This window comes from Streptomyces paromomycinus, from assembly GCF_003865155.1.
GTDB lineage: Bacteria > Actinomycetota > Actinomycetes > Streptomycetales > Streptomycetaceae > Streptomyces > Streptomyces chrestomyceticus.
Genome location: NZ_BHZD01000001.1, coordinates 9536392 through 9556067, shown reverse-complemented (window position 1 = coordinate 9556067; position 19676 = coordinate 9536392). Strand labels below are relative to the sequence as shown.

Sequence of the window (19676 nt, the reverse complement as noted above, 5' to 3'; positions counted from 1 at the left end):
GGGCGTGGTCACCGGTGGACCTCCGTTCGCATCGGCTGGTTGCTCGCCGGGCTCGTACCGGCGGAGCGGTCACGCGACGTGGCGTCTTCGGGCGGGGGTGTCGCATCCCTGGGAGGCGGGCCCTTGGCGGCCCCTTCGACGATCGCCCGCAGCGCTGCCACGTGCCCCTCGAAAGCGGTCCGGCCCCGGTCGGTGAGCCGCACCTTCGTCCGGCGCTTGCGCCCACCGCCTTCCTTCTGGATCTCCAGGTACTGGGCCTCCTCCAGCGTGTGGAGCTGTTTGGAGAGCGCCGAGTCGCTGAGCGAGAGGCTGTCCCGGATGAACGGGAAGTCCGCCCATTCGGTGGCGGCGAGCAGCGCGACCACCGACAGCCGGGTGGACGGGTGGATCAGTTCGTCGAATCCGGTGGGGGTGCTCATCGACGGCTCCCGTAGTGGCGCATCGGGGCGAAGGCCCAGCGGTTGGCGGGCGCGGTGAAGAGCAGGAAGAGGCCGGCGCATATCGTGGCCTGCACCAGGCTGCCGTACGGCATCTCCGCCCACTCGACCAGCCAGGAGGTGAGCCCTATGCTCGCCCCGCCCAGGACGCCGGCCACGACGAACACGGCGTACACGCGCCAGGTGTAGCGCGAACGGTGCAGCCGCACCCGCGACTTGCGGCTCGACCGCACCCCCATGGCGGCCAGGACGCCCACATACGCCACCAAGGCCGTCCAGAGCGACCACGGGGGCAGGTCAAGACCGCTGACGGCCAGGTAGACCCACATCACCGCCGCGATCGGCAAGTATCCCCGACGCCCCGTCACGGTGCAGCGTTCCAACTCGTCGTAGACCCGCTCCTGCGGGACACGGATTCTCTGCAGGTCCGCCCATGCCTGCTCGGCGTCCACCGGCGTGCCCATGCACATCGCCCCCCTGAGACCTTGACGTGCCGAATCTCCGGCGGCCGATTCCCGGCCGCCGACTTTCCCACTAGGAAAGTTAGCGCAGACTTTCCCAGCAGGCAAGTCAAAGCGGCGATGTCCGTGGATGGACCGTGCGACGAGGTCGGTCGCGGCAAGGTCCGCCGGTGGCGAGGGAGTTCACGCCGGCTGCTCTTCGTGAGTCCGTCCGCTACTCGCCGGCCGCCGACCGCCCGAGAGTTCGCAACCTCAAGAGCCCGAACGGCCGCCCGCGCCCGACTGGTGCGTATGGGGGCCCCGAACATCACGTATCCGTGCGCCGCAGCTACGACACCGTGGCCGAGGAGTACGCGGCCCGGATGCACGACGAACTCACCGGAAAGCCCCTCGACCGCGCGCTTCTCGCCGCTCTCCTGGAGCAGACCGAACCCGGCGGAACGATTGCCGACCTGGGCTGCGGCGCCGGGCACGTGGCGGCCTGGCTCGCCGGGCACGGTGCACGCGCAGTCGGCATCGACCTGTCCGCGGGCATGGTCGCGGTGGGCCGCCGACGGTTCGCGCAGGTGGAGTTCCGGGAGGGCGATCTGCTGGCTCTCCCCGCGCGGGACGGCGAGTTCAGCTCTGCCGTCGCCTTCTACTCGGTCATCCACCTCGCCCCTGACGACCTGCGCCGCGCTTTCGACGAGGCAAAGCGGGTCCTGGGTCCTTCCGGGCTGCTCCTTCTCTCCTTCCACGTCGGCAAGGAGGCCCGGCACCTGGACGAGGGTGGGGGCACACCGTGGACATCGACCACCTCCCGACCGCCACCTCCGGGCGATACGGCTCAGGCGATCCAGTGCGGCCGGCGGGTGACTGCCGATGACGGGAGGCCGTCCGCGAGCGCTGCGGCCATGCGGTGCACGGCCTCACGGAGGGTGTCGGGCGGGGCGGTGTAAGGGATGCGGAGGCGCTGCGCGAAGACACCCGGATCGGTGGCGAAGTAGGCGCCGCCCTCGATCCGTACGCCGTAGTCCAGTGCTCGTTCGGCCAGCTCCGCGGCTATGGGCTCGCCCAGGTCGGCCCACAGGGACAGGCCGCCGGGCGGCTGTTGCCAGGTCCAGTGCGGAAGGTGCTCGGCCAGAGCGGCGGTGAGGGCGGCGCGCTGGGTGCGCAGCTGTTCCAGACGTGTCGGCAGCAGCTCGGCGGACCGTTCCAGCAGGTCCAGGGCCACGAGTTGGTCCAGGACCGAGCCGCCCATGTCGGTGGCGATCCGCTGGCCGGCGAGTTCGGTGACGAGCTGGGCGGGGGCGCGCAGCCAGCCGATGCGCAGGCCCGCCCAGTGGGTCTTGCTCATCGAGCCGGTGGTGATGACCTGGCCGCTCCCTCCGGGGGCGGCGAAGGAGGCGAAGGGCCGCGGGGCGGGGACGTCGAGGGCGAGGTCGGCCAGGGTCTCGTCGACGACCATCCAGGTCGCGGAGTGCTGCGCGGCGCGCAGGATGCGGGCGCGCTGCTCCGCGGGCATGAGGCAGCCGGTCGGGTTGTGGAAGTCGGGGATCAGGTAGGCCAGCCGGTGCACGGACCGGCGGAGGGACGAGGTGACGGTCCCGGTGTCCCAGCCGACGTCGGTCACGGGGAGCGGCACGGTACGCAGCCGGGCGCGCCGCAGTGCCTCCAGGGCGTTCGGGTAGGACGGGTTCTCGACCAGGACCCGGTCGCCGGGGCGGCACAGCAGACCGAGGACGAGCGAGAGCGCGTGCTGCGCGCCGGAGGTGACCAGGATCTGGTCGGGCACGGTGGCCAGGCCCCGGTGGGTGAAGCGTTCGGCGATGGCGGCGCGCAGTTCCGGCAGGCCGTACGGGTGGTAGCCAGGAGTGCCGACGTGCTCGGCCAGCTGGGGTGACACCCTGGCGAGGGCGTCGGCGAGGGTCCGGTGCGGCAGGGCGGGCGCGGCCCTGGCCAGGTCGATCGCGGTGTCCCGAGGGCCGAGGAGCCGTGTCACGCCGCGCGGCGTACGGCCTGCGGGCAGGGCCGTCCAGGTGCCGGAGCCCTGGCGGCTGTGCGCGAATCCGCTGTCGCGCAGCAGGTCGTAGACGGCCGTGACGGTGGCCCGGCTGACGCCGAGGGCCGGGGCGAGTTCGCGTTCGGCGGGGAGTCTGACGTGCAGCGCGATGCGCCCGTCCAGGATCAGCTCGCTGATCGCCTGCGCCAGGTGGCGGTAGACGGGCCGGGCTCGCGTGGGGTCGGGAAGCAGCGTGGCCAACTGCCCACTGCCCAGAGTGCGGCCCACGTGCCCTGTCCCGTTCAGGGGCTGGGACGGTTGGGAACCCGCCATGCCCCTCCCTCTCGCCTCCCTCGGCACCTCGCGGCCCCGTCCTGCCGATCTGCTCAGCCAGACCACTTCCGCGGCAATGGCCATGTTCTGCCAGCCGATCACTGTACAGAGTCGCGTCGGTGGCCTGGAAAGCACTCGGGTCAGCACACGACGAGAAGGTGGAGGCGGCCGGGCATGCGGCTCGAACGGACGGAATCGGTGGGCTCGGTGGAGTCAGCGGAGCCAGTGGGCTCGGTGAGCTCGGTGGGCTCGGTGGACGAGGAACGGGCCAGGCGCCACCGGCCTGGAAAGGGGTGGCCGAAGCACTTCCCCTCCGGGTCCCGGGCGAGGGCGGGCAGGCCCCCGCACTCCCTCACGTACGTGCCGTTCGGCGAACGTCCACTCAGGCGGCTGCCTCAGCTGTTCACCGGCCTGGCCCTGTACGGGTTCAGCCTGTCGGTGCTGATCAGGGCCGAGCTGGGCGTCAGCCCGTGGAGCGTCCTGTACGAGGGACTGGCGCGCCACACCTCGCTGAGCTTCGGCACGATCAGTGCCGTCGTGGGCCTGCTCGTACTGCTGCTGTGGATCCCGTTGAGGCAGCGGCCGACGTTCGGCACCGGGGCCAACATCGTCGTCCTGGCCTGCGCGTCCGACCTCGGACTGCACGTCCTCCCCCAGCACCTGGGTCTTCCCGCACGCAGCGGACTGCTCGCGGGCGGCATTGCCCTGAACGGTCTCTCCGTCGCTCTCTACGTGGGCGCGCGGTACGGTCCAGGCCCCCGGGACGGCCTGATGACCGGCATGTCGGCCGTAACCGGACACTCCCTCCGCTCCGTCCGGACGCTGATCGAGGTCACCGTACTGGCGGTGGGCCGGCTGCTGGGTGGCGGTGTCGGGGTCGGCACCGTGCTCTACGCCCTCGCGGTCGGCCCGGTCACGCAGTTCTTCGTCGCCCGGTTCGCCTACCGGAGCGCGGCCGAAGACCGGGCATGAGGACCCCAGAGGTGTGCGAGCACCCGTTCGCGGCTACTCCGGTACTTTCCGTACGCGATGATCAACCGATCCAGTCGTGCGGTACGTTCCGCCCCGCCTCCAGGAGACACGCCATGAGCAGCGAACCGACCATGCGCATCATCACTCAGGACACCGTCGGCGGCCCCGAGGTGCTGTACCTGACCCAGGCGCCCCGGCCGGCGCCCCTCCCCACCGAGGTACTCGTCCGGGTGCGCTCCGCCGGAGTGAACCCGGTCGACTGGAAGACCCGCCAGGGCGGCGGTATGGCCGCCGTTCTCGGCGATCCGCCGTTCTCCGTGGGCTGGGACGTCAGCGGGGTCGTCGAGGAGGTCGGCTTCGGCGTGCACACGCTCAAAGCGGGCGACGAGGTGTACGGGATGCCGTGGTTCCCGCGGCAGGCCGGGGCCTACGGCGAGTACGTGACGGCGCCCTCGCGGCACTTCGCGCGCAAGCCGGCCGCGCTCGACCACGACCACGCGGCCGCCGTGCCACTGGCCGCGCTCACCGCCTGGCAGTGCCTGGTGGACGCGGCGCACGTCGAGGCGGGCCGACGGGTGCTGATCCACGCGGCGGCGGGTGGTGTCGGGCACTTCGCGGTGCAGTTCGCCAAGCACCTGGGAGCGCAGGTCATCGGTACGGCCAGGGCGGCCAAACACGACTGGCTGCGCTCGCTCGGGGCGGACGAACTGGTCGACTACACCCAGGAGCGCTTCGAGGAGGCGGTGCGTGACGTGGACGTCGTCATCGACCTCGTGGGGGACGAGCACGACGCGACCAGCACCCGCTCGCTGCGTACGCTGCGGCCCGGCGGCACGCTGATCGCCGTTCCTTCCGGGGCCTCGCCCGAGCTGATGGAGGCCGCCCGAGCCCAGGGGGTGCGGGCGAGCGGCTTCCTGGTGGAGCCGGGCGGGGCGGCGCTCGCCCGTATCGGTGGCCTCGTCGACGAGGGGGCGGTGTCGGTGGAGGTCGAGGACGTCCTGCCGCTGGCCGAGGCCGCGGAGGCGCACCGCCGGGGCGAGGAGGGCCGCACGCGCGGGAAGCTGGTGTTGCGCGTGGCGTCGTGATGCCCACGGCGCCGCGGATTCATGGTCCTCCTGTCACCACTGCCGAAAGGCCGGTCGGCATTCCGGAGCCGCGTTCCGCGAGAACTCCCCGGTTGTCGCAATGCGGGAAATCAGCGGTGGCCGGGGGCCGGAGCGAGCGAACCTGCAACGAGGTGCCGGCAATTCTTCGTGGCGGCGGAGACAGCAGGACGCAGGACGCGATGCGTCATCGGCCGTCCGGCTTGGTGATCACCGGGCCGTCGGCGACCCGGCATACCGGTGCGTATATACCGGCGGCGTTCACCTCACCGGCTCTCCGCCGTCCGCCATCCGCTGTCCGCCATCTGGTGCCGGCAGTGCGGTGTCTGCCGCCCGATATCCGCCGTGGGGACGGAACAGAGCCGACAGCTCGCGGCAAGCGTGGGCCGACGGTCCGGCAGCCCGGTCCGACAGCCCAGCGCTTCGCCGGCAGCGTCCTACGCGTCGACCCATTCGTGGGACTGTGCCTGCTTCAGAAGACGCTGGCGGGCCTGGAGGATCTGCTCGCCGGTCATGCTCGGCACGCCGGTCACCAGCAGTTCGGTCACCTCGTCGAGGAACTCCTGGGCGGAGAGGGTGTCGCACAGGACACCGTCCTCGAAATTCCCGTCCTGCGCGGCGCTCTGCGCGCGGTGCGCGCTGCCGGAGCGGCCGGGGGCGCCTTCCAGGAAACGCACTTCGGACGCCTTGGGGCCCCGGTCGCCCTCGTCCACCAGGAATTCGACCTTGACGCCGGGGCCCATCAGCCCCTTGTCGAATTCCAGGTCGTTCACATGCACGAAGACGTCTTCTCCGCCGTCGTCCGGCACCACGAATCCGTAGCCGCGTACCTCGTCGAAACGAATGACCTTGCCCGAAACCATCACTGTGCCCCAGACCCCAATTCCACAACTGCCCGCAAATTCCGCACCCCGTCGCCGTCGGCCCGGCGGCGCCCCGTTCCCGCCGGCTGGGCCGGCCGAGGTTATCGCCGAAGGCGGAGACGATTCGGTGGATGTCCCGCCCATACTATTGCCGAGCGACGGCGGAACGTCCAGCCCGGTGCCCGCCCCCGCGCGGCCCCGGCGTACGCGCGGGCGGCCACCGGGGGCGGGCACCGGACGGGCCGGTACGGTACCGGCCCGTCGCTACGGCACCGCCCCGACGGAACGGTGCCGTAGCGACGCAACGCGTCAGTCGGCCAGCGCGGCCCGCACCTCCTCGGCGAGCAGGTTCACGTAGGCATCGGCCCAGCCCTCGACCGTGCTGTGCTCCCACAGGTCGGTCGAGTACTCCATGTACCCGGTCAGCGTGTCGCCCGCCGGGATCAGCCCGACGCTGAGGTCCGTACGGGCGGCCGGGACGGCCAGGTCCTCGACCACGGCGGTAACGCCGGGCAGCTCGATGTCCGTCTGCAGCGAGCTCTGGTACGCGAACCCGAACGGCACGTGGTCCGGCACCTCGACCCCCATCTCCTCACGCAGCGGCTCGACGAGCCTGCGCAGCGACATGATGTGATCGATGCCCTCGATCGAGGTGTGCGCGACCTGCCGGACGAGGTCGGTGAAGGTCCCGTCCCCGTCGAGCCGGATACGCAGCGGGAGACCCACGGCCGTGCAGGCCATCAGCGACTCGAAGGCACGGCGCTCACGGTTGGCGTAGGCGACGTTCGCGACGACGTCCGTCCGCCCGGAGAGCTTGCCGATCAGCCGGCCCAGAGCGGCCGTCGTGACCGCGTACGGTGTCGTGCCGCACTTCCTGGCCAGCCGTTCCACGTCGGTCAGCAGGCCGGTGTCCACGGAGAAGAGCACGACACGGCCCTGCCCGCTCAGGGTTTCCGGGCGCGGCCGGTCCAGCGGCAGCGCCAGCTCGAAAGGCGCCCCGTCCAGTTCCCTGGCCCAGTACTTCAGGATGCGCTGGTCGGGCCCGTCCGGTGCGGTCTCCCGCTGCCAGCGCGCGTACTCGGTCGGCTGCGGCACCGTACTGGCCAGCGTGTGCGGTGTCCCGGTCGCCGCGGCGCCGTAGAGGGCGGCGAAGTCGCTCAGCAGGACGCTGACCGCCCAGCCGTCGCAGGTGGAGTGGTGCAGCACGAAGAACAGCACCCAGGTCGACGGGCCGCTGCGCACCAGCCGGAGCTTGGGCGCCACCCCCTCGCCGAGGTCGAACCGGGTGGCGGCGACCTGAGCGCTGATCTGCTCGATCCGGTCGTCCATGGTCCCGGCGGCGCCCGCCGTGCCGGCCCCGGTGGTCAGGTCCTCGACCTGGAGGTCGACCGGCCGCGGCCGCAGGACCTCCTGCCACCACTGTCCGTCCTCCTCCACGAACCGGGTACGCAGCGACTCGTGGCGGGCGATGAGCTGACTGAGCGCGGTACGCAGCGCCGGCAGGTCCAGGCCGCCGGTGAGCGTGATGCGCAGGGCGACGTTGAAGACGTGCGGCGTGGGGTGGTCGTCCTGGGCGATGAACCCCTGCTGCTGGAAGGTGGCCGGCGCACGGTCCACCACGTCCGTGGCGCCGTCGTCCGGCCCCACGTCCGCACCGCCACCCGTATCGGCGGCGACCCCGCCCCGATCCCCGGTACCGGCACCAGCACCAGCACCAGCACCAGCACCAGCACGGGACTCAGCGCCCGCCCGGCTGCCCTCGGAGCGCCCGGCGTCGGCGTGCCCGGAGGGCGCGTCGGTTCCCGTGTCGCCGGCCAGGTATGCCGCCATGGCCCGTACGGTCGGCTCCTGGTAGAAGCGCACCATCGGGTACTCCTGGCCGAAGACCTCCCTGGCCCGGTTCACCAGCCGGATCGCGGCGATCGAGTGACCGCCGAGGTCGAAGAAGGAGGCGTCGGGTCCGATGGCGTCGGCCGTGAGGTCGAAGGCGTCGGCCCAAAGGGCCCGGAGACGGTGCTCGATCCGGTCCCGGAGGCCGGGTTCGGGCCCGTCGGCGGAAGACGCGGAGCCGGGCGCCGCCTGCCGGGCTTCTTGCCCCGGCTTCCCTGAAGCGGAAGCGGGCGTGAACGCGGGCGCGGGCCGCGCGGCCGTGACGATCTCCGGGTCCGGCAGTGCGGCGCGGTCCAGCTTTCCGTTGCCCCCGAGCGGCAGTGCGGTGAGGACCGCCCAGGACCGCGGTACGAGGTACTCCGGGAGCCGGTCAGCGAGTTCGCGGGCCAGCCGGTCGGCGTATGTCCGGCGGCCGGCCGCGGTGGCGGTGCCGTCCGCGTCCTGGTCCGCCGGTACGGCGTAAGCGGCGAGATAGGCCTCGCCCCGGCTGTCGCGGCGGGCCACCACGGCGCCCTCGCGCACGCCGTCCAGACCGTTGAGCGCGCGGGCCGCCTCCTCGGGTTCGACGCGGTAGCCGCGGATCTTCACCTGGTCGTCGGCACGGCCGCGGAACTCCAGCGCCCCGTCCTCGGTCCAGCGCACCAGGTCACCGGTACGGTAGAAGCGCGTTCCGGCCGGCTGCACGCCTTCGCCGGACGCCCCGGACGCCGCAGCGACCGGATCCGGACCGAAGCGGTCGTCGGCCGACACGGGTACGCCCAGGTAGCCCCGGGCGATGCCGGGTCCTCCGACGTACAGCTCGCCCACCGTGCCGACCGGCACCGGCGCGCCGGACGCGTCGAGGACCCGCACGCTGACGTTGTCGGCGGGGCGGCCGATGGGGATCGGCCCCGAACCGGTGTCGGGCGTGCGCGGGCCGACGGTCTGGGTGGTGCACAGCACGGTCGTCTCGGTCGGCCCGTAGACGTTGACCGTCTCGTACGGCACGTCCGCGTGCGGCCGGGTGCGCATCACGTCACCGCCCAGCAGCAGGTGGCGCAGCGGCGGTTGTTCGGCGGTCGGCAGGGTGAGCAGTGCCTCGCCCAGGGCGGTGGGCAGGATCGAGAAGGTCACGTGCTGCTGCGCGTACCAGCGGGCCAGTTCGGCAGTGTCCGCACGGACCGTGTCGTCGGCGATGACGAGTGATGCTCCGGCGGTCAGTGCCGGCCAGATTTCCAGGACGGACGCGTCGAAGCTCTGGCTGCACACCAGCGCGCTGCGGTCGGCCGAGGTGAAGGCGAAGCGCTTGTGGTGCCACTGGCAGAGGTCGACGACCGCACTGTGGGGCACCGCGACGCCCTTGGGCTTGCCCGTGCTGCCGGAGGTGTAGATGACGTAGCACAGGGACTCGGGCCCGGCGGCGTCCGACGGCACCTTCTTCGTACGGTCGGTGGTGCGGTTCTCGGCGGCGGCGACGTCGATGACGGCCAGGCCGTCGGGCAGGTCGAGTTCGTCGGCCCGGGAGCCGGTGCTCAGCAGGAGCCGGGCGCCGCTTTCGGCGATCACCGTGGCGGCGCGGGCCCGCCCCAGCGACGGGTCCAGGGGGACGTACGCCAGACCGGACTTGAGGACCGCGAGCATGGCGACGACGAGGTCGGCGGAGCGGGGCAGCCACAGGGCCACGACATCGTCCGTACCGTCCGCGGTCGCTGCCGCCGCGATGCCGGACCGCTCGCGGACGACGGCGGCCAGCCGTTCGGCCCGGGCATCCAGTTCGCGGTAGCTGAGGCGGTCGTCACCGTGGTGGACGGCGGTCCGGTACGGGGCGTCCGCCGCGCGCCGGGCGACGAGCTCGTGGACGGTGGCGCGCGCCACCGGACGGGCGGGGCCCTGCTGCCATGCGGCAGGCACCGGCCGAGCGGCCGACTCCACCGGCGGAACGGTGACCATGCCCCGCTGCCGTGCCGCGGTCACCTTCGCCGGCCGCTCGGGCGCGGACGTCACGGCCTGCGTGGTCCCCTGGCGCGCCGGCGTGGCGCCGAGGCGGGACAGCGGTGTCGCCGGCTCCCGTACGGCCGCATCGAGCAGGTCACGGAAGGTACGGAAGAAGCCGTCCACGGTGCCCGCGTCGAACAGGTCGGTGTTGTACTCCAGGTGGCAGCGGATGCCTTCGGGCTGGTCGGTGAAGTACACGGCGAGGTCCGTGAGGGCCTTGTCGGGCCCCGCGTCGATCACGGTGGCCCGGACGCCGGGCAGATCGAAGCGGAACGGGTCGCTGCTCTCGAACTCCGCGAGCACCTGGAAGACCGGCGTACGGTCCGTGGTACGCGCCGGAGCCAGCTCCCGCACCACCGCCTCGAAGGGCACGTCCGCGTGGTCGTACGCGTCCAGGGCGACACCCCGTACGCGGTCGAGGAACGTGCCGAACTCCGGGTCGCCGGACAGGTCGAAGCGGAGCGCGAGGGTGTTGACGAAGAAGCCGAGCAGATCCTCGGTGCCCTGGGGGCGGTCCGAGATCGGGGTGCCGACGACGATGTCCCGCTGGCCCGTGACCCGGTGGAGCATCGCGGTGAAGCCGGCGAGCAGCGTCATGAAGAGGGTGCCGCGGCGCTGCCGGCTCAGGTCACGCAGCCGGTCGGACAGTTCCGGGTCGAGCCGGTGGAAGACGGCCCGTCCGTTGGAGGTCATGGCCGCGGGGCGGGGGCGGTCGCAGGGCAGTTCCAGTACGGGCAGTTCGCCGCCGAGCGTGTCGAGCCAGTACGTCAGGTCCGCGGCGCTCGCCGGGTCGTCCAGCGTACGGAGCTGGGCGCGGGCGTGATCGGCGTAGGTGCCGGTCAGCGCCGGGAGCCCCGCGTCCGTGCCGTGGTGCGCGGCCCGGTAGAGGGCGGACAGGTCGCGGGCCAGGACGGTGGCGGAGGCGGCGTCCACGACGATGTGGTGCAGGGAGAAGACCAGGACGTGGCGCTCCTCCCCCAGCTTGACCAGCCGCGTGACGAACAGCGGTCCGTCGACGAGGTCGAAGCGCCGCGCACTCTCGTCCGCCAGGACGGTACGGAGCGCGGCGTCCGCCGCCTCCTCGCCGTCGGCGCCCGCGCCCGTGCGGTCGAGCACCGCGAAGTCCGGAGCGGAGGGCGGCAGGACGAGCTGGCAGGGCTCGTCGTCAATCTCCCGGAAGACGGTCCGCAGGCCCTCGTGCCGCGCCACCAGCTCACGCAGCGCCGTCCGCAGCGCCGGGACGTCGAGCGGACCGTCGAGGCGGATGGCCTTGGTCTCGTTGTAGGCGGTACGGCCCGGCAGCATCCGTTCGAGGAACCAGATGCGCTGCTGTCCGGGCGACAGCGGGGCGGCGCTCTCGTACGACGTGGACGTGCGTGCGCCCGCGCTCGCACCCGCGCTTGCATCCGTACGCACGCCCGCGTCCGCGCCCGCTTGCGCAGCCTTGTGCGCGCCCACCCCCACGCCCACGCCCGCACCCGCACCCGGCGCGTGGTAGCGGCGGCGCAGCGCGTCGATGTGGGTGAGGCCGGTGCGCAGCGCGGACGGCTGAACGCCGAAGTCGACGAGCGAGACGATCTCGTCGGCGCCCGCCGCGCTCACCGCGTCCACCACGGAAGCGACGGTTTCGGGCGTGCCGATGAGCGCCCGCTGGTCGCAGTAGCGGTCGTAGGCACGGCGGAAGAGCACGTCGAGGTCGTCCTCGCTGAGCGCGGACAGGTCGACGTTGTGGCCGAGGCTGTTGGCGACGTTGCCGAACAGGGAGAGCGAGGCGCGCATGTAGCGCGCCAGCGGCTCGTACGCCTCGGTGCGCGCGGCCCGGTGGTCGGCCGCGAGGTAGGTGTGCAGCAGGACGGCCACCCGCCCGGCGTCCGGGTCCAGGCCGTGCTCGGCGCGGGTGCGGCGGTACAGCGCGATGTTCTCGGCGAGCTGTTCGACGCTCTGGGTCATCAGGTTGGTGACCACGCCGACGTCGTTCCGGGCGGCGGCCACGTACGAGGCGGGGTTGCCGACCACCGCCGTGTACATGGGCGGCGCGTCCTGGACGGGGCGCGGGAACAGGCGTACCTCGGTCTCGCCGTCGCCGCCGGCGCGCCGCACGGCTTCGCCGCGCCAGAGCCGGCGGACCTGCTCCACCTGCTCGTACATCATCTCCTTGTGGCGGCCGAAGTGCTCGGGGAAGAAGACGAAGTCGTTGGCGTGCCAGCCGCTGGCGCAGCCGATGCCGACCCGGCCGCCGGAGAGGTTGTCGGCCATCGACCACTCCTCCGCGACCCGGACCGGGTCGTGCAGGGGCAGGACGACCGATCCCGCGTTGAGGCGGACGTGCCGGGTCTCGCGGGCGAGGGCGGCGGCGAGCACGACGGGGTTGGGGAACAGGCCGCCGAAGGAGTGGAAGTGCCGTTCGGGCATCCAGAGCGCGTGGAATCCGTGCTGGTCGGCGAAGCGGGCGGTCTCCAGGATGTGGTCGTACTTGCCCGGAGCGGCCGCCGCGGAACCCGCACCGGTACCGGCTGCGGCACCGTCTTCGGTTCCGGCCTCGGCTTCTTCCTGGGGGTAGTCGCCGAAGAAGTAGATGCTGAAGTCGGGGGCGCGGCGCGCAGCCGCGGCCGTGCGGCTGCCGGGCCCGGTCCTCGGCGCCGAAGCCTGCACGCCGGCCGCAGCCTGCGCGCCCGCCGGAGGCTGCGCGCCCGCCGGAGGCTGTGCCACCTCAGGAAGCCGTACGATGCCCGGCCCCTGTGTGGCTGCCGACCCCTGCGCCGCTACGGAAATCCGCGCCCCCGTCGGAGCCGGAGCCTCCGCCTGTGCTGTCACCGCCGGAGTTTGCGGAGCTGCCGGAGCCTGGGCGGCCGCCGGAGCCTGCGCACCCCCCGTCGGCAGCGTCTTCGGTCCGCCGGGGAAGAAGCCCGCCGCGCGCAGTTCCCGCATCGACCCGCGGACCGCGTCGGTGATGAACTCGATGTCGCCGTCCGAGTGGGCGGTCGACAGGAAGAAGTTGCGCCATTCCCAGACGTGCACCCCGCGCAGCATGAGGTGGTGGTACAGCAGCTCCATGTCGGCTCGGTGCTCGAAGCGGAACTGGGAGCCGAAGTGGCTCACGCTCAGCGGGAATTCCTCGTCCTCGAAGAAACGATTCAGCGAATCCGCGAGGCCGGCGGTACGGGCGTTCAGCCGCTCCTGGAGCCGCGGGCTGTGCTCCTTCAGGTGCGTCAGCACGGCCCGCGCGGCGACCATCGAGACCGGGTGCTGGATGTACGTACCGCCGAAGAAGGTGGTGTCGGCGGGCGGGTAACTGGCGTCCCCGTACTGCCAGAAGCCGCCGTCCACCCCGTCCATGATGTCCGCGCGGCCCGCGATGGCGCCGATCGGGAAGCCGCCGCCGAGCAGCTTGCCGTACGTCGCGAGGTCGGGGGTGACGCCGTAGAGCTCCTGGGCGCCGCGCGGCGCCGGGCGGAAGCCGGTCAGCATCTCGTCGAACATCAGCACGATGCCGTGGCGGCGGGTCAGCTCGCGCAGCTGCCGTACGAACTCGACGGGCCGCAGCGAGGGGTGGCGGCTCTGCACGGGCTCGATGATGACCGCGGCGATGTCGTCCGCGTGCTCGGCGATGACCTCCAGGCTCGCGTCGCTGCCGTAGTCGAGGACCAGCAGGTCGGCGACGCTGGCGGACGGGATGCCGGTGGAGACCGGGACGGTGATCCGGTCGGCGCCGGTGCCGGCGGAGCGGCCCAGGACGTTGTCGGCGTGGCCGTGGTAGGCACCGTGGAAGGTCACGATGCGGCGGCGGCCGGTGGCGGCGCGGGCGAGCCGGATCGCGGCGGAGTTCGCCTCGGTACCGGAGTTGGCGAACGCCACGCGTTCCATACCGGTCAGTTCCGCCAGCAGCTCGGCCGCCTCGCCGGTCTCGACGTTGCGCGGGCCGAGCTGGATGCCCCGGGAGAGGTGTTCGCGGACGGCCTCGCTCACGAAGTCCGGCTCGTGGCCGAAGAGGAGCACGCCGAAGCCCATGGTGATGTCGACATAGCGATTGCCGTCGATGTCTTCCAGGCGGGAGCCGTGGGCCCGGCGTCCGGCGATCGGGTACAGCATCTCCTTCGTCTTGCTGCGGAACCCGACGACGGCCCGGCTGTCGGCCAGCACCCGGCGGTAGCGCTGGGCGATCTCCTTGGACGTGGCGGTCTTGGCCGTGTAACGGCGTACCAGGTCGTCGAGGTGGGCCTGCTGGGCCGCGGAGGCGGAGCCGCCGACCATGCCGGAGGCGCGGGAGACGGTCACCCGGGGGCCGTGCACCCGTTGCCGGCGCTCGGCGGACGGCTCCTGCGCGGTGCCGTTCGCCGGCTGAGCCGCGGCCCCGGTCGGAGCCCCGGCCTCTGTCTCGGCCGTACTCCCGCTCCCGGGCTCACTCCCGGTCCCGGCCGTGCTCCCGCTCCCGGGCTCACTCCCGGTCCCGGCCGTGCTCCCGCTCCCGCCCGCCGCCGCGATCCGCTCCGCGATGCTCCGGGAGAGGTCGGACATCGCGGCCAGGTTCTGGTCCACCGCAGCGGCGGCGGCGCTCAGCCCGGTCATTTGCCGCCCGCCTTCCCGTTGGCCACCACGCCGCCGCCGGTCAGGGCGCTCGTCGCCTGCGCGGTCAGCAGCTGGGACAGCTGGCTTATCTGGGACATCATCTGCAGCTGGATCTGCGACAGCTGCTGCACCTGGCGGACGAGGTCGGTCAGTTCCTCGCGCGTCACGGGCTGCGCGGAGCCGGACGGCCCGGCGGGCGCGGGCGTGGGCTCGGGCGCACGAATCGGCTCGGGCGCGGGCGCACGGACCGGCTCAGGCATGGCGATGGGCTCCGGCGCGCCGAGGGGCTCGGGCAGGCCGATGGGCTCCGCCGCGCGCACCGGCTCGGCGGGCGCCGCGGCAGCCGCCTCGTACCGTACGGGCTCGGCGGCCACCGGCTCGGACCGTACGGGCTCCGCCGCACCGCCCGCCATCCGCCCCACGATCAGCTCGGTGAGCTGCCCCGGGGTGCTCGCCTCCTCGAACAGCTCCCGCATCGCGACCTTGACCTGGTGGTCCTGCTCCAGCTCGCGCAGCACGCTGATCATCTGCAGCGAGTCCGCGCCGAGGTCGAAGAAGGATGTGTCGCCGGTGATCGCGTCGGCGTCGTGCCCGAGGTGCTTGGCGACCAACTCGATGACGTGCCCGAGCACCCTCTCGAACACTGCCTGGTCCTGTGCCACGTCTTCCTCTTCTCTCGCTGGTTCTCTCGCTGGTTCGCCGGTCCGGACGGCCCGGACGGCTGTCGGCGCCGGCCCCGTCCAGAACGTCTTGTGCTGGAAGCGGTAGCCGGGCAGCCAGGTCCTGCGGCCTCCGCTGCCGGCGGTGAGCGCCGGCCAGTCGAGGTCCGCGCCCGCGCAGTGGAGCTGGGCCACCGCGCCCCAGAAGGCGCCGGGTCCGGCGCCGCGGCGCAGCGTCGGCACCGCTCGCGCGCCGGGGAGCGCGGCGCGGGCCAGTCCGCTGAGTGTGGTGTGCGGGCCGATCTCGACCAGCGCGGCCGCGTCGGTTTCGCCGAGCGTGCGCAGTACGGCGTCGTAGCGGACCGGCCGGCGGGTCTGCCGTACGAAGTAGTCGGCGTCCGGCACCCAGCCCGGCTCGTGCAGGCGCCCGTCGAGGCAGCTGACGAAGCCGGTCGTGACCGGGCGGAAGGTGACGCCGCCGAGCAGGTCGCGGAACTTGTCCAGGATCGGGTCGGTGAGCGCGGTGTGGAAGGCACGTGTCACCGGCAGCCGTTCCGCGGGGATGCCGCGCTCCTCCAGCCGGGTCAGCAGCCGGTCGACGGCGGTGACGGGGCCGGCGAGCACGTGCCGCTGCGCCCCGTTGACGACGGCCAGTTCGACGCCGGTGATCTCGTCGGCCAGGCTCTGGACGGTCTCCAGGTCCGCCGAGACGGCGGCCATGGCGCCACGGGCGCAGTGATCCTGCATCAGGCGCCCGCGCTCCGCGGTGATGCGCAGGCCGTCTTCGACGGACAGCGCGCCCGCCGCGCAGAGGGCGGCGTACTCGCCGACGCTGTGCCCGGCAACGATGTCCGGCGTGATGCCGGCGTGCCGCCACAGCCCGGTGAGGGCGTACTGCAGGGCGAAGAGGGCCGGCTGGGCGGTCCGGGTGTTCTCCGTGACGGCACGGTCCGCGCCGGGGTCGAGCAGGGTGTCGAGCAAGGAGCTGCCGTAGAGCTCCTGGTGGTGGCGGTCGCAGGTGTGGAGCAGGTCGCGGACGACCGCGAAGCGCTCGTACAGGGGTCGAGCCATGCCGGGGTACGGGCTGCCCTGTCCCGTGAACTGGAAGGCGACGCCCGGCCGTCCTTCCCGGGGGGCTTCGCCGGTCGTCACGGCGGCGGCCGCGGCGGGGCCACCGGTGCCCGCGAGCCAGCCGTCCAGGGCCGCGACGAGGTCCGCCGGGTTCGTGCCGCGGGCTGCCAGGCGGTGCCGGTGGTGGGCCCGGCCCGCCGCGGTGGTCACCAGGTCGGCGTGGTCCGTCTCCGGATGCCGGCTCAGGTGGTCGCGTACGGCGCGGGCGTTGGCCGTGAGGGCCTCGGCGGACTGGCCGGACAGGACCAGGACGTCCGGTGCGGGGGCGGTGGCGGTGCGGGGCGCGGGTGCGGGGGCCTGCTCCACGATGATGTGGGCGTTGGTGCCGCCGACGCCCAGGGAGGAGACGCCCGCGCGGCGCGGTGTGTCCCCCTGGGGCCACGGGCGCGCCTCTTCGGGGATGTAGAAGGGGCTGTGGTCGAGGTCGAGGGCGGGGTTCGGCTCGCGGAAGTTGGCCATCGGCGGGATGACGCCGTGCTTGAGGACGAGCAGGGCCTTGATGAAGCTGGCGATGCCCGAGCACACGTCGAGGTGGCCGATGTTGGCCTTGGTCGAGCCGAGGGCGCAGTACCCGGTCCGGTCGGTGTCGGTGCGGTACGCGGAGACGGCGCCGTCGAACTCGATCGGGTCGCCCTTCAGTGTGCCCGTACCGTGCGTCTCCAGGTAGCCGATGCTGTCCGCGCCGACGCCGGCGTGGTCCAGCGCGCGGCGGATGGCGCCGCGCTGGCCGGCCGCGCTCGGGGCGGTGTACGTCTGCTTGTCCGCGCCGTCGTTGTTGACTCCCCAGCCACGTATGACGCCGTGGATGGTGTCGCCGTCGGCGAGGGCCCGGTCCAGGCGCTTGAGGACGACGGCGGCGACGCCGGTGCCGCCCACCGTGCCGTCCGCCCGGCCGTCGAAGGCGCGCAGGTAGCCGCTCTTGGAGAGGATGGAGCCCTTGACGTACTGGTAGCCCAGTACCTGCGGCACGTGGACGGCCGTGGCGCCGGCCAGCGCGATGTCGCTGTCGCCGAGCAGCACCGACTGGGCGGCGAGCTGCACGGCGACCAGGGAGCTGGAGCAGGCGGTCTGGACGCTGATGGCCGGGCCGGTCAGGTTGAGGCGGAAGGAGGCGCGGGTGGCGGTGAAGTCGGCGTAGTTGCCGACCAGGACCTGCATCCTGGAGAGCCAGTCGTCACCGACCGGCCCCTTCAGGACGTTGTTCAGCAGGTAGTTCTCCAGGGTGTAGAGGTGGTAGCCGGTGCTGGCGAAGACACCGGTACGCAGACCGCCCCGTTCGCGCGGGTACCCCGAGTCCTCCAGGGCGTGGTAGGCGCATTCGAGGAACATCCGGTGCTGCGGGTCGGTGAGCTGCGCCTCCCGGACGCTCATCCCGAAGAACCCGGCGTCGAACCGGTCGATGCCGGACAGGATGCCGCTGGCGCCGACGAAGTCGTCCGCCCGGTACTTCTCGGCGGGGACGCCGGCCGCGGCCAGTTCCTCGTCGGTGAAGCGCCGTACGCAGTCCAGGCCGTCGCGGATGACGTGCCAGAACTCCTCGGGGGTGTCCGCTCCGGGGAAGCGGAAGGCCATGCCGATGACCGCGACGCGCGAGTCGGCCGGTACGTTCATGAGGTGCCGCCCTCCGCGGCGGAGGAGACCTCCCGGCCGGACGCCGGGCCGCCGCTCCCCCGGGCCGGTGGCTGGTTCGGGAACAGGGAGCGTCCCCTGGCCAGTACGACGAGCAGTGCGACGCACAAGACGATGGCCAAGCCCTGGAACGCGCTGACCACCTGCAGGGGCGAGAAGCGCTCCAGCAGCGCCGCGCTGACGATCATGCCGAGGCCGAAGCCGCTGTTCTCGGCCGACGCGGAGAGGCCGAAGAGGCGCCCGCGCTGCTCGTCGGGGGCGGCCTGCAGCCGGGAGACGTACGCGATCTCCGTGAACCCGTCGGCCATGCCGGCGACGAGCGCGGCGGCCGCGGCCGGCACGGCCGGCAGCCCGCTGAAGACCACGATGAACGCCGCCGACATCACGATGGAGCCGAGCGCGAAGGCACGCTCCCCCGGCGACCAGCCGGTCTTGCTGGTACGCCGTGAACACACCTGCTGCGCCACGATGTTGCCGATCGCCCAGGTCGCCCAGAACTGGCTGATGAACGTTGCCGGGTGCGAAGGGTCCAGGGCGCTGGAGTAGATGGGCAGGGCCACGTTGTGCGACGACGAGCCGAGGCCGTCGGCCGCGCGGACCGCGACCATGACCGCCAGCAGCGGTGCCGCCTTCAGCAGCGCGAAGGAAGCCCAGCGGCCGGTGCCAGCGCCGTCCTCCGCAGCGCCGTCGGCCGTGCTCTCCTCGGCCACGGCCCGGGTGCGGATGGGCAGCAGGAAGAGGACCGTCGCGGAGACCGTGAAGGTGAGGGCGTCCAGCACGAAGGCGGTGGTGTAGCCGAACTCCGCGACGACCACGCCCGCCGAGGCGAATCCGGCGATCATGGCCAGTGAACGGCCGGTGACCAGCAGGCCGTTGGCCCTGGTCCGCAGGCCGGCGCCGACGATCTCCGGGACGCTGCTGCGCAGCGCCACCTGGGAGAGGGTCGAGCAGGCGCCGGTCACCACGGCGAGCGCGAACAGCAGGGTCACCCGCGCCCCGTCGGGCGCCAGGAGCAGCAGCGCCAGGGCCACCGCCTGGGTGAGGTCCGCGCACACCATCAGCCGTTTGCGGTCGTGACGCGAGACCAGTCGGCCGCTGACGAAACCCGACAGTACGCTGGTGATCAGACGTACCGCCATGAACAGGCCTGCGGTCAGCGCGCTGCCCGTGACCTGGTAGACGAAGACGTTCAGCGCCACCATGTTCAGGTAACTGCCGTACGCCGAGACGGCATTGCCGACGACGAGCAGCCGGAAGTGCCCCACTCTCTTGTTCCCCCTCAAACGCCCGGTGCCGGCCTGGTCCACCACACGGACGGCGGAGGACGTAAGTACGCACTTACGGTCACCCGGTTCGCGGTACGCCTGGAGACGCATCATCCGGTGACTTGACCCGCGCTCGGCCGCGCGTGTAGGGGCATGGCGGGGACGGTCGCGGCCTTCTTGCGTTTTGCCGCGTCCGTGGTTAGATCAAGCCGCATGTCACGGGGGATGTGCTGCCCCCGCGGCACCGTCGGCAGTTCCGCTCCGTACCCGCGGGAGGGCGCACCATGTCCGGTCCCGCTCGGGCCGTCTTTCCGGCGTTGAGCCGACGAGCACCGCGCAGCGCGGCGGCCGTACCACGGCCTTGCCCCGCTCCATCCGCTCCGCCCGTGCCGCCGGACCGATCGTCCTGACG

Annotated in this window: 10 protein-coding genes; 3 read left to right on the top strand and 7 right to left on the bottom strand. The window is 72.6% G+C overall.

Going from position 1 to position 19676, the window contains the following annotated elements; genetic code table 11:
• Nucleotides 1-8 precede the first annotated feature (8 nt).
• Both OEIGOIKO_RS40515 and OEIGOIKO_RS40510 read right to left on the bottom strand, forming a co-directional pair.
• Complete coding sequence (locus tag OEIGOIKO_RS40515) at nucleotides 9-419, bottom strand: transcriptional regulator (protein ID WP_246177912.1); 411 nt, start codon at nucleotides 417-419, stop codon at nucleotides 9-11.
• Nucleotides 416-901 carry a hypothetical protein gene (locus tag OEIGOIKO_RS40510; RefSeq protein ID WP_125058253.1) on the bottom strand — a complete coding sequence of 162 codons (486 nt, stop codon included), beginning with the start codon at nucleotides 899-901 and terminating at the stop codon, nucleotides 416-418. Before OEIGOIKO_RS40510 ends, OEIGOIKO_RS40515 begins: the two co-directional genes overlap by 4 nt.
• Before the next feature lie 314 nt (nucleotides 902-1215).
• Between OEIGOIKO_RS40510 and OEIGOIKO_RS40505 the strand changes: the two genes are divergently transcribed.
• Nucleotides 1216-1836 (top strand): class I SAM-dependent methyltransferase, encoded by a 621-nt coding sequence (locus OEIGOIKO_RS40505; RefSeq protein ID WP_246177911.1) that lies wholly within the window; start codon nucleotides 1216-1218, stop codon nucleotides 1834-1836.
• Here OEIGOIKO_RS40505 and yczR read toward each other — a convergent pair.
• A complete protein-coding gene (yczR, locus tag OEIGOIKO_RS40500) occupies nucleotides 1725-3212 on the bottom strand; it encodes a MocR-like transcription factor YczR (protein ID WP_125058252.1) in 1488 nt (495 codons plus the stop codon). The two genes, OEIGOIKO_RS40505 and yczR, sit on opposite strands and share 112 nt — an antisense overlap.
• Nucleotides 3213-3572: 360 nt before the next feature.
• Between yczR and yczE the strand changes: the two genes are divergently transcribed.
• Nucleotides 3573-4184 carry a membrane protein YczE gene (yczE, locus tag OEIGOIKO_RS40495; protein ID WP_125058251.1) on the top strand — a complete coding sequence of 204 codons (612 nt, stop codon included), beginning with the start codon at nucleotides 3573-3575 and terminating at the stop codon, nucleotides 4182-4184.
• Between the two features lie 113 nt (nucleotides 4185-4297).
• Complete coding sequence (locus tag OEIGOIKO_RS40490; protein WP_125058250.1) at nucleotides 4298-5269, top strand: NADP-dependent oxidoreductase; 972 nt, start codon at nucleotides 4298-4300, stop codon at nucleotides 5267-5269.
• 455 nt (nucleotides 5270-5724) lie between these two features.
• Here the strand turns inward: OEIGOIKO_RS40490 and OEIGOIKO_RS40485 are convergent, their stop codons facing one another.
• The 4 genes from OEIGOIKO_RS40485 to OEIGOIKO_RS40470 form a co-directional block, all read right to left on the bottom strand.
• A complete protein-coding gene (locus tag OEIGOIKO_RS40485) occupies nucleotides 5725-6150 on the bottom strand; it encodes a cold-shock protein (protein WP_125058249.1) in 426 nt (141 codons plus the stop codon).
• Nucleotides 6151-6459: 309 nt separating this feature from the next.
• Entirely contained in the window at nucleotides 6460-14580 is an 8121-nt protein-coding gene (locus OEIGOIKO_RS40480) for a non-ribosomal peptide synthetase (RefSeq protein WP_125058248.1), read from the bottom strand.
• A complete protein-coding gene (locus tag OEIGOIKO_RS40475; RefSeq protein ID WP_125058247.1) occupies nucleotides 14577-17981 on the bottom strand; it encodes a type I polyketide synthase in 3405 nt (1134 codons plus the stop codon). The genes OEIGOIKO_RS40480 and OEIGOIKO_RS40475 overlap by 4 nt, the downstream gene beginning before the upstream one ends.
• Nucleotides 17978-19264, bottom strand: a complete 1287-nt coding sequence (locus tag OEIGOIKO_RS40470) for an MFS transporter (protein WP_125058246.1) — start codon at nucleotides 19262-19264, stop codon at nucleotides 17978-17980. The genes OEIGOIKO_RS40475 and OEIGOIKO_RS40470 overlap by 4 nt, the downstream gene beginning before the upstream one ends.
• Between the last annotated feature and the right edge of the window lie 412 nt (nucleotides 19265-19676).